Origin of the sequence: Pseudomonas sp. DWP3-1-2, from assembly GCF_049896285.1 — a bacterium.
GTDB lineage: Bacteria > Pseudomonadota > Gammaproteobacteria > Pseudomonadales > Pseudomonadaceae > Aquipseudomonas.
In genome coordinates this window covers 90579-105180 of sequence record NZ_JAFCTZ010000012.1, presented here as the reverse complement: position 1 = coordinate 105180, position 14602 = coordinate 90579, and the positions used below count along the sequence as shown (strand labels likewise).

The 14602-nt window shown below is 58.5% G+C and carries 16 protein-coding genes; 6 read left to right on the top strand and 10 right to left on the bottom strand.

Annotated elements, in window-relative coordinates:
- Positions 1 to 72: 72 nt before the first annotated feature.
- The 5 genes from ACP7B0_RS20805 to rplU form a co-directional block, all read right to left on the bottom strand.
- On the bottom strand, positions 73 to 549 hold the full coding sequence (locus ACP7B0_RS20805) for a CreA family protein (RefSeq protein WP_426143534.1): 477 nt from the start codon (positions 547 to 549) through the stop codon (positions 73 to 75).
- A 34-nt stretch (positions 550 to 583) separates the two neighbouring features.
- On the bottom strand, positions 584 to 1702 hold the full coding sequence (gene proB / locus ACP7B0_RS20800; RefSeq protein WP_426143561.1) for a glutamate 5-kinase: 1119 nt from the start codon (positions 1700 to 1702) through the stop codon (positions 584 to 586).
- 103 nt (positions 1703 to 1805) lie between these two features.
- Positions 1806 to 3029, bottom strand: coding sequence for an Obg family GTPase CgtA (gene cgtA, locus ACP7B0_RS20795; RefSeq protein ID WP_426143533.1), 1224 nt, complete (start codon positions 3027 to 3029; stop codon positions 1806 to 1808).
- Positions 3030 to 3264: 235 nt separating this feature from the next.
- Complete coding sequence (rpmA, locus tag ACP7B0_RS20790; RefSeq protein ID WP_002551972.1) at positions 3265 to 3540, bottom strand: 50S ribosomal protein L27; 276 nt, start codon at positions 3538 to 3540, stop codon at positions 3265 to 3267.
- Positions 3541 to 3572: 32 nt separating this feature from the next.
- Positions 3573 to 3887 carry a 50S ribosomal protein L21 gene (gene rplU, locus ACP7B0_RS20785; protein WP_026014348.1) on the bottom strand — a complete coding sequence of 105 codons (315 nt, stop codon included), beginning with the start codon at positions 3885 to 3887 and terminating at the stop codon, positions 3573 to 3575.
- Positions 3888 to 4127: 240 nt separating this feature from the next.
- Between rplU and ACP7B0_RS20780 the strand changes: the two genes are divergently transcribed.
- Positions 4128 to 5096 (top strand): polyprenyl synthetase family protein, encoded by a 969-nt coding sequence (locus ACP7B0_RS20780; protein ID WP_426143531.1) that lies wholly within the window; start codon positions 4128 to 4130, stop codon positions 5094 to 5096.
- A gap of 194 nt (positions 5097 to 5290) precedes the next feature.
- Positions 5291 to 5533: a hypothetical protein gene (locus ACP7B0_RS20775; protein WP_426143530.1), complete on the top strand. Its 243-nt coding sequence runs from the start codon at positions 5291 to 5293 to the stop codon at positions 5531 to 5533.
- 89 nt (positions 5534 to 5622) lie between these two features.
- Here ACP7B0_RS20775 and ACP7B0_RS20770 read toward each other — a convergent pair whose 3' ends face one another.
- From ACP7B0_RS20770 to ACP7B0_RS20750, 5 genes are all read right to left on the bottom strand, one after another.
- On the bottom strand, positions 5623 to 6240 hold the full coding sequence (locus tag ACP7B0_RS20770) for an FKBP-type peptidyl-prolyl cis-trans isomerase (protein ID WP_426143528.1): 618 nt from the start codon (positions 6238 to 6240) through the stop codon (positions 5623 to 5625).
- Positions 6241 to 6347: 107 nt separating this feature from the next.
- Positions 6348 to 6653, bottom strand: coding sequence for a DUF6482 family protein (locus tag ACP7B0_RS20765; protein ID WP_426143527.1), 306 nt, complete (start codon positions 6651 to 6653; stop codon positions 6348 to 6350).
- A 138-nt stretch (positions 6654 to 6791) separates the two neighbouring features.
- A complete protein-coding gene (locus tag ACP7B0_RS20760) occupies positions 6792 to 7280 on the bottom strand; it encodes a TIGR00645 family protein (RefSeq protein WP_426143526.1) in 489 nt (162 codons plus the stop codon).
- 159 nt (positions 7281 to 7439) lie between these two features.
- The gene (locus ACP7B0_RS20755; protein ID WP_426143525.1) at positions 7440 to 7769 is read right to left on the bottom strand and encodes a hypothetical protein; all 330 of its coding nucleotides are present in this window, start codon (positions 7767 to 7769) and stop codon (positions 7440 to 7442) included.
- 377 nt (positions 7770 to 8146) lie between these two features.
- A complete protein-coding gene (locus tag ACP7B0_RS20750) occupies positions 8147 to 10582 on the bottom strand; it encodes a Lon protease family protein (RefSeq protein ID WP_426143524.1) in 2436 nt (811 codons plus the stop codon).
- A gap of 277 nt (positions 10583 to 10859) precedes the next feature.
- Between ACP7B0_RS20750 and ACP7B0_RS20745 the strand changes: the two genes are divergently transcribed.
- From ACP7B0_RS20745 to ACP7B0_RS20730, 4 genes are all read left to right on the top strand, one after another.
- Positions 10860 to 11348, top strand: coding sequence for a DUF3015 domain-containing protein (locus tag ACP7B0_RS20745; protein WP_426143522.1), 489 nt, complete (start codon positions 10860 to 10862; stop codon positions 11346 to 11348).
- A gap of 80 nt (positions 11349 to 11428) precedes the next feature.
- Positions 11429 to 13282: a DUF4105 domain-containing protein gene (locus ACP7B0_RS20740; RefSeq protein WP_426143521.1), complete on the top strand. Its 1854-nt coding sequence runs from the start codon at positions 11429 to 11431 to the stop codon at positions 13280 to 13282.
- 386 nt (positions 13283 to 13668) lie between these two features.
- Positions 13669 to 14022, top strand: coding sequence for a hypothetical protein (locus ACP7B0_RS20735; protein ID WP_426143519.1), 354 nt, complete (start codon positions 13669 to 13671; stop codon positions 14020 to 14022).
- Positions 14023 to 14095: 73 nt separating this feature from the next.
- Complete coding sequence (locus ACP7B0_RS20730; RefSeq protein ID WP_426143518.1) at positions 14096 to 14593, top strand: GreA/GreB family elongation factor; 498 nt, start codon at positions 14096 to 14098, stop codon at positions 14591 to 14593.
- Positions 14594 to 14602 lie beyond the last annotated feature (9 nt).

Below are 14602 nucleotides of genomic sequence, written 5' to 3'. Positions count from 1 at the left end.
GCCGACACATTCAGCCGACTTTGCGGATCACAAATCCCTTCGCGGGCACGCCTCGCCAACAGATCTTCGCCCTTAAGGCGCAGGCGCGGGCGCAGGCATCCAGGGCAGAATCGGAATCGCGGTCACGGCGTTCTGCGGACTGCCCTCGATGACTCGGTCGCTATAGACCAGATAGACAAGCGTGTTGCGCTTCTTGTCGAGGAAACGCACGACCTGCATGGTCTTGAAGACCAGGGAGGTGCGCTCCTTGAACACTTCATCACCGTCTTTAAGGTTTTCCTTGAAGCGAATCGGCCCAACCTGGCGACAGGCGATGGAAGCCTCGGCGCGGTCTTCAGCCAATCCCAGACCGCCCTTCACGCCGCCGGTCTTGGCGCGAGACAAGTAACACGTCACACCCTCGACCTTGGGATCGTCGAATGCCTCGACGACAATCCGGTCGTTCGGCCCGACAAACTTGAACACCGTTGAAACCTGACCAATCTCCTCGGCCGAAGCCAGAAGCGGAAACGCCAGCAGCAACCCCAACAATCCTTTCATGACGCGCATCAAATCTTCCTTCTATCGAGAGACCGAGTCGAACTCAAACCAGAATCAGGTTATCCCGGTGCACCAACTCCGGCTCTGCCATGTAGCCCAGCACGCGGACGATGGCGTCAGATGAGTGACCAATAATCTTCTGCGCCTCAAGTGCACTGTAGTTACTCAAGCCCCGAGCAACCTCTCGCCCATCCGGCGCGACGCAGACCACCATTTCGCCACGACGAAAGCTGCCTTGCACGAGCTTCACACCGACCGGCAGCAGACTTTTGTGATCATTGCTCAGCGCCTTGACGGCCCCCTCATCAAGCACCAGCGTGCCGCGCGTCTGGAGATGCCCGGCCAGCCACTGCTTGCGCGCCGCAAGCATTTCGCGCTCAGGGGAAAGCAACGTACCCAACCGCTCACCCGCCTTCAGCCGCGCCAGCACGCGCTCGATGCGCCCACCCACAATGACGGTGTGCGCCCCTGAACGGGCCGCCAGCCGTGCCGCACGCAATTTGGTCTGCATACCGCCACGACCCAGCGCGCCGCCCGTACCGCCTGCGACAGCGTCCAGTGTCGGATCATCGGCACGCGCCTCATATATAAGCTGAGCTTCGGGATTGTTGCGAGGATCAGCGTCGAACATGCCGTCGCGATCGGTAAGAATCACCAACAGATCAGCTTCGACCAGATTCGCCACCAAAGCAGCCAGCGTGTCGTTATCGCCGAAACGAATCTCATCCGTCACAACGGTGTCGTTTTCGTTGATGACCGGGATAACGCCCAGCTCGACCAGCGTGCGCAGGGTGCTGCGTGCATTCAGGTAGCGCTTGCGATCAGAAAGATCGTCATGAGTCAGCAGGATTTGCGCAGTATGCCGGCCATGCTCGGCAAAACTGGATTCCCAGGCCTGCACCAACCCCATCTGACCGATAGCGGCAGCCGCCTGAAGCTCGTGCATGGCACTGGGTCGCACCGTCCAGCCCAGACGACTCATGCCGGCCGCGACAGCGCCGGATGACACCAGAACCAGCTCAACGCCCGCCTTGTGCAGCGCCACCATTTGCTCAACCCACACACCCATGGCGGACCGATCAAGACCCTTGCCGTCTGCCGTAAGCAGGGCACTGCCGATCTTCACGACCCAGCGCTGAGCGCCCGTCACTTTGCTGCGCATCATCTTCCAACCTTAGCCAGAGAATTTTGGTAGATACAAATTCGAATAACCGGATACAAAAACGCCGCTTATAAATAAGCGGCGTCTAGTTTACTGCACCCGATCAGTCACGGACGTAAATGATTTCAGGACCGTCTTCATCGTCCTCATCATCTTCATCCCAATCGTCTTCACCGATGTCATGCACACTCTTCACGCCACTGCGACGCAATGCACGCTGATCATCCAGCGCCTGAAGCTGTGCACGGGCTTCGTCTTCGATGCGCTGATCAAGCTCGGCCAGCTCTTCGGCATAGCCCGGCTCTTCGGCGATGCGCAGGTTGCGCTCTTCGAGGTAGTTCATGATGTCGCGGCAGAGCTGCTCAGTGCCTTCTTTGGCAATTGCAGAGATCACATAGACCGGACCCGTCCACTCCAGGCGATCGACAATTTCCTTGACCCGCTCCTCGTGCTCTTCCTCAAGGATCTGATCGCACTTGTTCAGCACCAGCCAGCGATCACGCTCGGCAAGCGAAGGGCTGAACTTGACCAGCTCATTGACGATAACTTCAGCCGCGTCGGGGGCGCTGGTTTCGTCCAGCGGCGCCATGTCAACGAGATGCAGCAGCAGACGCGTACGCGCAAGGTGCTTGAGGAAGCGAATCCCCAGACCTGCGCCGTCCGAAGCACCTTCAATCAGGCCCGGAATGTCAGCGACGACGAAGCTCTTCCAGCGATCGACACTGACCACGCCCAGATTTGGCACCAGGGTGGTGAACGGGTAATCGGCCACTTTCGGCTTGGCTGCGGATACCGAGCGAATGAAGGTACTTTTACCGGCGTTCGGCAAGCCCAGCAGACCCACATCAGCCAGCACCTTCAGTTCAAGCTTGAGGTCACGCTGATCACCGGGCTTGCCTGGAGTCGTCTGACGCGGAGCGCGGTTGGTGCTGGATTTGAAACGCGTGTTACCCAGACCATGCCAGCCACCCATAGCCACCAGCAGGCGCTGACCGGCCTTGGTCAGGTCGCCGATGACTTCCTGAGTGCTGGCGTCAATGACCGTGGTGCCGACCGGCACACGCAGCACCAGCTCTTCACCTTTTTTGCCCGTGCAATCGGCACTGCCGCCATTGGAACCGCGTTCCGCGTCAAAGTGACGGGTATAACGGTAATCGACCAGGGTGTTGAGGTTTTCGTCGGCGATCATGTAGATCGAGCCGCCATCACCCCCATCACCACCGTTAGGGCCGCCGTTCTCGATGAACTTTTCACGCCGGAAGCTCATGCAACCGTTGCCGCCGTCGCCGGCTTTTACTCGAATGGATACTTCATCTACAAATTTCATAACGCACGCCTCCCGCCACAGGGACGAGCTGAACAACATAAATACATAAGACTCTTGCAAAAATGAGCGTTGCGATACCGATCAGAAACCAGCGACCTCACAGGGTCAACATCACAACAGCCCGCACAAACAGTTTTGCAAGAGACTCACCAAGCTTTTTTACAACCTGTAGCCTGCAACCTTCAAAAACGAAAAAGCCCCGTCGCGAGACAGGGCTTTTCCAGCTGCTGCATGATTACGCTGCGGAGACTTCAGTCTTCGGAACGATGCTCACGTAGCGACGACCGAAGGCGCCTTTAACCTGAAACTTGATCACGCCTTCCACTTTCGCGAACAGGGTGTGATCTTTACCCATGCCAACGCCGTAGCCAGCGTGGAATTGGGTGCCGCGCTGACGCACGATGATGTTGCCCGGAATGATAGCCTGGCCGCCATACATCTTAACGCCAAGGCGTTTGGCTTCTGAGTCGCGACCGTTACGGGTACTACCACCAGCTTTTTTGTGTGCCATGAGTCAATTCTCCAAATGAGGATTAGGCTGAATTAAGCCTGAATACCGGTGATTTTGATCTCGGTGTACCACTGGCGGTGGCCCATACGCTTCATGTGGTGCTTACGACGACGGAACTTGATGATGCGAATCTTGTCGTGACGACCTTGGGAGATCACTTCAGCAACAACAGTGGCACCCGCAACAACTGGCGCGCCGATGTTCACGTCGTCGCCATTGGCAACCAACAGAACGCGATCAAAAGTCACGGATTCGCCAGTGGCGACTTCCAGCTTTTCGATCTTCAGGTATTCACCTGGAGCAACTTTGTACTGCTTGCCACCGGTAACGATTACTGCATAAGACATGGTATTTCTCCGTAAATCCTGCTCACCCAGCTCTTTATTAGTAGAGTATCGGCTGGCATGGCTGCTTGGGGCTGGAACGGCCCGTTTGCAATTGCGTAAGGCAGGTGCTGCCCAGGAAAGTTAGGGTGCGCGATTGTACGCAAGGCGCAAGGCTGATGCAAGAGCCAGGATGTCATGCCTTGACACGCTCTGACCCGCAACCTAGCATGCGGCGCATCCCTTCTGGAGCACCTGTCGCTGATGCAACCTCAAGCCTTCTACCGCGCGGTGGCGGACGATTTTAGTGCCGTTGACGTCATTATCAAGAAGCAACTGACGTCGCGCGTACCGCTGGTCTCGAAAATCGGTGACTACATCACTTCGGCAGGTGGTAAACGCCTTCGCCCGCTGCTGGTACTGCTGTGTGGCAAGGCCCTGGGGCGCGAAGGCGACGACCTGCGCCTGCTGGCCGCCACTATCGAGTTCCTGCACACCGCGACCCTGCTGCACGACGACGTCGTGGACATGTCCGGCATGCGCCGTGGCCGCTCCACCGCCAATGCACTCTGGGGCAACGCGCCCAGCGTTCTGGTAGGTGACTTCCTTTATTCGCGCTCGTTCGAAATGATGGTCGAACTGGGCTCGATGCCCGTCATGAAGATCCTTTCGAAAGCAACGCGGGTGATCGCTGAAGGCGAAGTGTTGCAGTTGTCGAAGATCCGCGACGCCAGCACCACTGAAGAAACCTATATGGAAGTGATTCGCGGCAAGACAGCCATGCTGTTCGAAGCCTCGACGCACAGTGCCGCAGCCTTGTGCAACGCGACAGAAGCCCAAAGCGAAGCCCTTCGCACATTCGGCGACCACCTGGGCGTAGCCTTCCAGCTGGTGGACGATCTGCTCGACTATCGTGGCGACGCAGAAACCCTGGGCAAGAACGTCGGCGACGATCTGGCCGAAGGCAAGCCGACGCTGCCGCTGATCTACACCATGCGCGAAGGCACCGCCGAACAGGCAGCCCTGGTGCGCCAGGCGATTCAAAAAGGCGGCCTGGAAGACTTGGAAAGTATCCGCAATGCGGTAGAGCAAGCCGGCGCGCTGGATTACACCGCCCAGCTGGCCAGAGACTATGTGGCCCGTGCCATCACCTGCCTGGACGCGCTGCCCCCTAGCGAGTACCGCGACGCGTTGGTGGAACTGAGCGAGTTCGCGGTCGCGCGCACCCACTGATCACTTGTCGCAGCTAAACAAAGCCCGTCCCTGTGACGGGCTTTTTGTTGCCTGGCTGACTTGCTGCAAAACGGCCAAGGCGAACTCCGTGATCTGAATCAACCACTCGGCGCAAAATGCGAACAATTCTCAATAGAGACTTGCTATTCCATCAATAAGAATTATTCTCATTGGACTTTCCAAGGAGAAGACACATGACTTATCTGATCGATGCATGGCTGGATCGCCCACACCCTTACCTCAGGATTCTTCACCGGGAAACCGGGGAAGTGTGTGCAGTCCTGGAAGAGGAAGCGCTGGATGAATTACGGGACCAGGGGGATCTGGATGTACATGACCTGAGTTCAAGCGAACCGATGGTGCTCAAGGAGCTGGTGCGTAGCCTGTTCCTCTTCTGCTATGCGCGAGCGCTACGCCCGGTGGGTGAGCTGCACTGACCATGGGCCAGCGCACTCCCCCACCGAACGTTGATGCTGAGCGAACCAGGGAGATTCGTTCAGCATTCAACTGATGCGACTGAAGTCGATCAGAGAACGTCCAGCAACTCGACGTCGAACACCAGCACGCTGTGCGGTGGAATGCTGCCAACGCCCTGGGCGCCGTAAGCCAGCTCGCTCGGCACGTGCAGACGCCATTTGCTGCCCGCGCTCATCAGTTGCAGGGCTTCGGTCCAGCCAGGAATAACGCCGCCGACCGGGAATTCAGCCGGTTCGCCACGATCGTAGGAGCTGTCGAAAACAGTGCCGTCGATCAGGGTGCCGTGGTAGTGCGTACGCACCTGATCTTCACGCGAAGGCTTGGCGCCGTTGCCGGTGGTCAGCACTTCGAATTGCAGACCGGAAGCCAGGGTGGTCACACCTTCACGCTTGCCGTTCTCGGCCAGGTACGCCAGACCCGCGCCCGCAGCCTGCTCAGCCTTGGCAGCGGCTTCGGCCTGCATGATTTCACGAATGACTTTGAAGCTTGCGGACATTTCTTCCTGGCCCACACGGCTTGGCTTGCCACCGAATGCATCGGTCAGGCCCGCCACGATTGCGTCCAGGTTCACGCCCGGTGGTGGGTTGTCACGCAGTTGGTCGCCCAACTGACGGCCAATGCCGTAGCTGACGCGGGTTTCGTCGGTAGACAGGTTAACTTCGGACATATTGCTGCTCCGCAAGGGGAACGCTCTAACAAAGCGCCCCGAACCAAAAGGCCGTGCAGCCTAGCACAGATGGTCGACGCGCCCCTACAGCACGGTGGCTGCAAGCCCTACCACTTCGAATGAAAGCTGATGGGCACGCGCAACGCCTCGCGCTTGTCCACCGGCATGCCGCACATTTCGTCGTGGACGACGGCGTGAACAAGGTGAAACGGCAAGGGTGGGAAATCCTTCAGCAAGTCACGGGCATGCTCGACGGAGCGCAGATGGGCGACGTCGCCCTCGCCGCCTTTCAGGTAGCGGATCGTTCCCTGCAGTCGCGCCTGCAGCAGATAGATGCCGCCTTCGATGGAGATCAGATTCAGTTCGTCAATGCTTCCAGCGTCGGCATGTTTTGTCAGTTCTTCAAGCGTCATCTGTAGCTCCTCACGAAACCTGCATCAATGTTATACAAATGAATAAACCACGTACAACATAGCGGATTCGTGCATCAGAAACGACACCGCCCGTCCATCTCGCAATGGCCGGGCGGCGTGAAACGCGCGTAGGCAAACTCAGTGCTTGGTCAGCTTGTCCAGATAACCCATGGCAAAAGCAGACACCACGAAGGTCATGTGAATGATTACATACCACATCAAGTATTGCGGCTCGATGTTCTTGGCATCCATGAACACCCTCAACAGGTGGATAGAGGAAATCGCCACAATGGAAGCCGCCACCTTCATCTTGAGTGACGAAGAATCCATGGTGCCCAGCCAGTTGAGCTTTTCCTTGCCGTCATCGATATCCAGTTGCGAGACGAAGTTCTCGTAACCCGAGATCATCACCATCACCAACAGGCCGCCTACCAGCGCCATGTCAATCAGCGACAGCAGCACCAGAATCAGATCCGACTCAGCCAGGGCAAATACATTGGGCAGGACGTGGAAGATTTCCTGAAAGAACTTCAGGACCAGCGCAAGCAAGCCCAAAGACAAACCGAAATACAGCGGTGCCAGCAGCCAACGGGAGGCGTACATGGCGTTTTCGAGAAAACGTTCCATTTGAATTCACAGATGATTGAAAGTGGCGGCGAGTATACCAGCAGCGCCGAGATTCATAGAGGGCAGATAAACCGGAAGCCGAGCACGATGCCACTGCTGCATTCCAGAACTGAAACAGGGAACACAAGGCATCGCGGTTTGACGCAATGGGAGGGCTTGTCAGAAAGGCAAAGTTCGTCTGGACCGAGAGGCATCGCCATTGAGACGGCGCAATTCACCTTGCAGGTGCAGGCTCCAGGTAGGCATTTCGTCGAGCACTTCATACCCCTGCAAGGTAAGGCTTTCGGTGATGGCGATCATCACCGATTCCGCTGCCAGGGCCCCGTGAAACGGTCCTTGAGTCTTGATGGCAGAAGGTTGTCCCCCGGTCATGCCAGCGGCAAACAGCAACGTCCACATGCCGTTGTCACCTGAAAGGGGGCGGATCGCACATTCGATTCGGGTCATCAGACCCAGGCATTGGCGAGTAAGACAGAGGCTACGCAACATGGCGAGCTCCTCGTAGGCTACGGTATTCACCCTCCAATACTGCTGAAGCAGCGCGTCAGTCCCTTTGACCACCGTGGTAACAACACAGGATAGAAGAAAAGCCGGAATCGAGAGAAAAGGGGGATGAGTGGTCGTCGGTGGAAGTGCTCTTCGCGGGCAAGTCGGAACGCCGCCCGCTCGCTCCAACGAGATCGCACTACGCGAAATGCTCACTTCCCTTGTGGGACCGGCTTTAGCCGGGAAGGCGATGTTCCAGGCCTGCAAATGCAGCGAATGGACTGGCCTCTTCCCGGCTAAAGCCGGTCCCACGATCTAAGCTGCACCCCAAAAGTTGGACACTTATCCAGACTTTGGGGTGCAGTTCAATCTGAACGACCCTACGCCTTGAGTTCCGGTGCCAACTGCGCCGGTTCCTTCTCCAGTTCTTCCTTGAGGTCTTCATCACTGAGCATTTCAGCGATGTCGCGCAGACGCTCCACCACCCGCGCATTGATGCTGCCTTCCGGGAACTCGCCGTTTTCGTCCGGCTCGCCGGCAGGCTCGCCCACCAGCAGGCTCAATGCCTCATCGGCCTGGCGCACCGCGTACACATGAAACTGCCCGGCGCGAACCGCTTGCAGCACGCGCTCGTCCAGCATCAGCGTGGCGACGTTGGCCTGAGGAATGATTGCGCCCTGCTCGCCCGTGAGGCCACGAGCCTCGCACAGCCGGAAGAAACCCTCGATTTTCTCGTTGACCCCGCCCACCGCCTGCACTTCGCCGAACTGGTTGATGGAACCCGTGATGGCAAAGCACTGCTTGAGCGGCGTTTTCGACAAGGCCGAGATCAGCGTGCACGCCTCGCCCAGCGAAGCACTGTCGCCGTCCACGTAACCGTAGGACTGCTCCAGGGCGATGCTTGCGGAAATCGCCAGCGGGAATTCCTGGGCATAGCGGCTGCCCAGATAACCGGTGAGGATCATCACGCCCTTGGAGTGAATGGGCTGGCCGAGGTTAACCTCGCGCTCGATGTCGACAATGCCGCTGCCGCCGGGATAAACCGTCGCGGAAATGCGGGCCGGCACACCAAATGCCGAGTCGCCGACTTCCAGCACCGTCAGCCCGTTGCACTTGCCCACGGCTGCGCCATCGGTGTCGATGAGGATGATGCCCGCCAGCATGTCATCCAGAATCCGTGCCGACACGCGCCCGGTTCGGGTGGCCTTGGCCTTGAGCGCACGTTCGATATGCCCGGCATCGGTCTTGTCGTCATTGGCCAGTTGCCGGATAAAGTCCGCTTCGCTGACCAACTGAAACAGATCGCCGATTTTCGCCGACAGACGCCCCTGATGCTCGGCTAGACGCGCGCTGTAGGTGGCCAGACGCGCCACGGCATCGGCGGTGAGCGGTGCCATGCCCTCTTCCGATGTCCGGGTTTTGAGCAACTGGGCAAACTGCTCCAGGGTCTCGTCGTACATCGGGATGTCTTCGTCGAAATCCACCAGGACGCGAAACATCTCCTGAAAGTCAGGATCGAGGTCTTGCAAGGTGTAATACAGCGAACGCGCGCCGATGATGATGACTTTGACGTTTAACGGGATCACTTGCGGCGTCAGCGACACGGTGGCCAGACGACCCATCTCACCCAGCGGCGACTCCATCTTCAGCTTGCGCGATTGCAGCGCCCGCTTCAGGGCATCCCAGACAAAGGGCTCGCTGAGCATTTTTTCCGCTTCAAGCACCAGGAATCCGCCGTTGGCGCGATGCAACGCCCCGGCACGCAACTGGCGATAAGTCGTGTAAAGCGCGCCTTGGTCGGTGCTGTATTCGATGCGCCCGAACAGGTTGTCGTAGGTCGGATGCGGCTCGAACACCACCGGAGCGCCACCGGTAAAGGAATGACCCACCACGAGGCTAGGGCTGTATTGCTCTTCAAGCAACTTGCGGGCCTGGGCGTCGGTCTTGCTGTCGTCAACCAATTGCTCGACCACGGTCTTGAGCAAATACACCTGCATCGCTTGCAGGTAAGCGCACACCGCCGCGTTTTCAGCGTACTGCTCGGACAATGGCGCCAACAATGGCTGCAACGCCAGGGTGATGGTTTCTTCGTTGAGCTGGCGCATCTGATTGCTGGATTCGCGCTTCCATTGCGGCAGGCTGGCCAGCTCTTCGTTCAAGCGCTCTTCCAGCGCCGAGATGTCATCGTGAAAACGTTCGCGATCCGCCTCCGGCAGCTGGGAGAACTCCGCCTCGTCCAGCGCCTTGCCATCCAGCATCGGCGTAAAGGCGATGTTGGTGCTGTCGCGATACAGGGCGATGTCTTTTTCCAGAGAAAGGCGCTCGATGACGTCGAGAGCCTTGTCATAGCGCTGATTGAACGCACGGTCGATGGCGCTTTTTTTCTGCTGGTAGGACGGGTGCTCGAAAACCGCCGGAAAAGTCGCCAGCAGGTTGTCGATCAAGCCACCAATGACCGTGATGAACTGATGCGCGCTGCCCGGAGGCAGCTCCAGAGCCTTTGGCTCCCGGGGTTCATCGAAGTTATTGACGTAGACCCAATCGCAAGGGGTCTGCATGCGCTTGCCCTCGGCTTTGAGGTAGCGCTTTACGAACGAGAACCGGCCGGTGCCGGGCTCGCCCATGACAAACACGTTGTAACCGGGGCGCGGCATGGCCACGCCGAATTGCAGGGCTTCAACCGCTCGCTCCTGACCGAGCACTCCGCGAAAGGGTTCCAGATCATTGGTCGTCGAAAAGCTGAACTGTTCAGCGGAAAACGGGCGTGTCAGCGCTTCGGGCGCAAGACGCAGGCTGGCAGCAACTGGATCGGGCATCGGGCATCCTTACATCACGGGGCAGATGACCGGCATTCTGGCGCTCGCTGCACATGACTTGCAAGGCAGGAAAATCCTGATGGCTTATCAACCGACTCAGGTTTGCCCGGATAGACAGGTGTTTCTTGCAGACAACATTTTGTAATAAACAGCGGAACCCTTGGAACCTGCCTAAACTCCAAGTTCCGCGTACCCGAGTAAACACGACTCTGGCCGCCCTGGCGCTTGTACGGGCCATGAACCCTGACCCTTGGTTGAATATAAAGAGAACAAAGCTATGAAACGGATTCTTCTTGGTACTCTCTTCGCAGCTGTTTCCATCAACGCAATGGCCCAGGCTCCTGGCGGCCCGGATTGTGGCTGGGGCAACATGCTGTTTGAAGGTCAGCGCGGTACCCCCGCTCACTTTCTCGCATCGACCACCAACGGCACCTCCGGCAACGCCACGTTCGGCATGACCTCGGGCACCAACGGTTGCTCCACCAACAGCGCACTCACCTACGGCGGTAAGTCCTGGATTGCCATGAACGGCATGATGGACGAGCTTTCCAAAGACATGGCCATGGGCCAAGGCGAAGCACTGACCACGTACGCGGTCGTGCTGGGCGTTGCACCGCAAGACCGTGCGCATTTCGCCGCAGTCACCCACGAGCACTTCAACCAGATCTTCAGCAAAGCCGACGCTACCGCTGAAGATGTCCATACCAACACCATCAACGTTCTGAAAAACGACCCTACCCTGGCCAAATACGCTACCCAGGCTTAAGCTCGTTGCGCCTGCCCCTCTGTCCGGAGGGGCAGGAGTTGTTGCGCTCTCGCGCCCGATCCCCTGACTAGTTGCTTTCTATGCTCAAACGCCTTGTGTATTCGGCGCTGTTTGTATGCGCCCCGCTGTGCGCCGCTCCCCAGGTGAGCGCTGACCGTTTGCAGCAACTGGCCAATGAGCCGTTCTGGATTTCCCTGGGCCATTACGAAACCGCCAAACTCGGCGGCTGGCGCAGCTATGTCGATGACCCGAAATTTTTTCTCGCGGCCAACGGTGCCCACGACCCGAAGGCTGAGCTGAGCGCCACACTGGAGGCAATCCATGCCCCGGCCAGCGCAGGCGAGAAGCACGCCCAATGCGTTTACCCGGCCCGCACCCGCTGGTTGCGAGACCAGTTGCAACTGAACGACCTGCCCACGGTTGAGTGCAAGGAATTCAAGCAGTGGTTCAAGGACGTCGCCCCGGACAGCGCCGTGCTGATTTTCCCGGCGGCTTACCTGAACAGTCCGTCATCCATGTTTGGCCACACGCTGCTGCGTATCGATCAGGCTGACGTGCAGACCAACCACACCGCCCTGCTCAGCTACGCCATCAACTTCGGTGCTTATATCGAAGGCATGGACAACAGCATTCTTTATGCCTGGAAAGGCCTGATGGGCGGTTATCCGGGGTTGTTCGCTCTGGTGCCCTATCAGGAAAAACTGTCCGAATACCGCAGTCTGGAAAACCGTGACCTGTGGGAATACCGACTCAATCTGACCCCGGAAGAAACCGGTCGCATGGTCGAGCACGTCTGGGAGCTGAAACAGATCCGCTTCGGTTACTTCTTCTTTGATGAAAACTGCTCCTATCGCTTGCTGGAATTGCTTCAGGTCGCTCGCCCGGGCTTGCGCCTGACCGAGCAGTTCCCGCTGACCGCCATCCCCACCGATACCGTCAAGGCCGTCAAGGCCGCCGGGCTGGTGGAAAAGATCGACTACCGCCCGTCGCGGGAACGCGAGCTGCTGGAGCGCGCCAAACCGCTCAATAGCGATGAGCAACAATGGGTGCTTAACGTCAGCGCCGACCAGAAACAGCTGCAAAACCCTGATTATCTGGCCCAGCCCAAAGCGCGCCGCGCGCTGATCCAGGACGCGGCCTATCGTCTGGAACGCTACCGGGCCAATGGCCTGGAACGTGATACCGAGCGTTCGCAACGCAGTTTCGAACTGTTGCGCGCCATCAATCAGAATCCGCCACCCGCCCTGGACATCGCCCGGCCCGGCTTGCCGGAAGAAGGCCATCAATCGCGCACCTGGCAGATCGGCGCCGGTACTCGAGGCGACAAAGCGTTCGCTGAGTACGGCCTGCGCATGGCGTATCACGATCTCAACGACAACGCCTACGGCTTCCCGCTGGGCGCACAGATCGAAATCATGCAGCTCAAGCTGCGTCAGTACGAGGGGAACAAGTGGCAGGTCCAGCAACTGGATCTGGCGACCATTCGCTCACTGACGCCCCGCAACGAGCTGTTGCAGCCCTGGTCGTGGCAAGTGGCCGGTGGACTGGAACGCGTGTTGGGCAAGCACGGCGACGAGAATCTGGTCAGCCATGTGAACGGCGGCGCGGGCGGCACCTGGCAGTTGGGCGAAGACGTGCTTGGTTTTGCCTTGGGCACGGTACGGGTCGAACATAATAACGATTTCGCCGAGTTCGTTTCCCCCGCCGCCGGCTTCAACACCGGAGTGCTGTGGCGCAACCCGGTGGGCAACCTGAGCCTTGAAGCCAAGGGCGACTATTTCACCAATGGCGAAGTGCGCCGCAGCATCAGCCTCAATCAGCAGTGGGAGCTGTCCCGCAACCTCGGCCTGCGCCTGAGCGCCCAGCGCGAATTCAGCCAGCTCGCCTCGCCACAGAATGAAGTGATGCTTGAGGTGAAGTGGTATCACTATTGATGCCGCTCTCTCATCTGAATTGAACGGCGATTCGTTGGAGCGAGCGGGCGGCGTTCCGGCTTGCACCGCGAATCAGGCGCCTCGGTGGACCAGCCTCACCGCGTTATCGTTCTTCGCGGGCAAGCCTCGCTCCAACGGGGTCAGTGTTTGGGGTTGTAATCCGTAACGCCTTCACTATCCGCCGATACAACTCAATGGCCTCTTCTGTTTTCGACGGTGTCTGCCGGATCGATTTTCGAGATCGCGCCTTGTTGGAGCGGGTGGAGTGTACTGGCTGACGATAATCCGTTGGGGCGAGCGGGCCAAATCACTAATTTCCTACACGCGTTTAACGAATAACTCACAGCCGGGTTTCTAGACTTTGTTTACAAGTCGAGGAACCCGTCATGAATGTGCGTTGGGCTATGCCGTGGCTGCTAGTGCTGGTGGCTGGCTGTCAATCTACCCGTGATCAGCTATTGGCCGAAGGTTATCCTCCGCCGTTTGCCGACGGGTTTCAGGATGGCTGCGGCAGCGGCCGCCAGGCCGCGGGATCCATCAGCGGACACTACAAGAAGGACGTCCCCCGCTACCTCAAGGACAAGGCTTACGCCGTGGGCTGGGACGATGGTTTTCGGCAGTGTCAGGCCATGCTGGATCAACGTGACCGCCTTAACGCGAATCAGATCTGGAATGACCGCGATAGAGCCTGGGAGCAGCAAAAGACCCAGGATATGGGCAAGGCTTACCGTTCCCGTTGAAATGGCCGAGTCAACATTCAAGGAAACTAAACCACTGAATGCAAGGCCCAAATCTCATGAAGAGGAGAGAATCATGAGCCGCGCTTTCGTCAATGAAGATAACGCTGCAGCAGATGCCAGCCAGCCGGTAGAGCGTCTTGTCAGCCCACAACCCAATTACCTGACCGCCAGCGGCCTGCTTCATCTGCAGACCCGTGTCGCGCAGCTTCAGGCTCAACATAGCGCACAGTCGGCCCAGGGTGACGACGCAGACAAACAGCGCCTGGCCGATCTCGAGCGTGATCTGCGCTACTTCAATCAACGCCTCCAAAGCGCTCAAGTCGTTACCCCCGCGATTTCAACCGAGAAAGCACAGATCGGCAGTTGGGTGACTTTTGCCGACGAACAGGGCACCGAGCATCGCGTGCAATTGGTCGGCGAAGACCAGGCCGACGTGACCGCAGGCTTGATCAACTGGGGTTCGCCACTGGGCCGGGCGCTGTTGGGGGCAAAGCCAGGCGATGAAGTGTTGTGGAAGCGTCCGGCCGGCGATCAGTTGATTGAGGTGGTGCTGATTGAGGCAGATGCCTGAAGGCGCCAG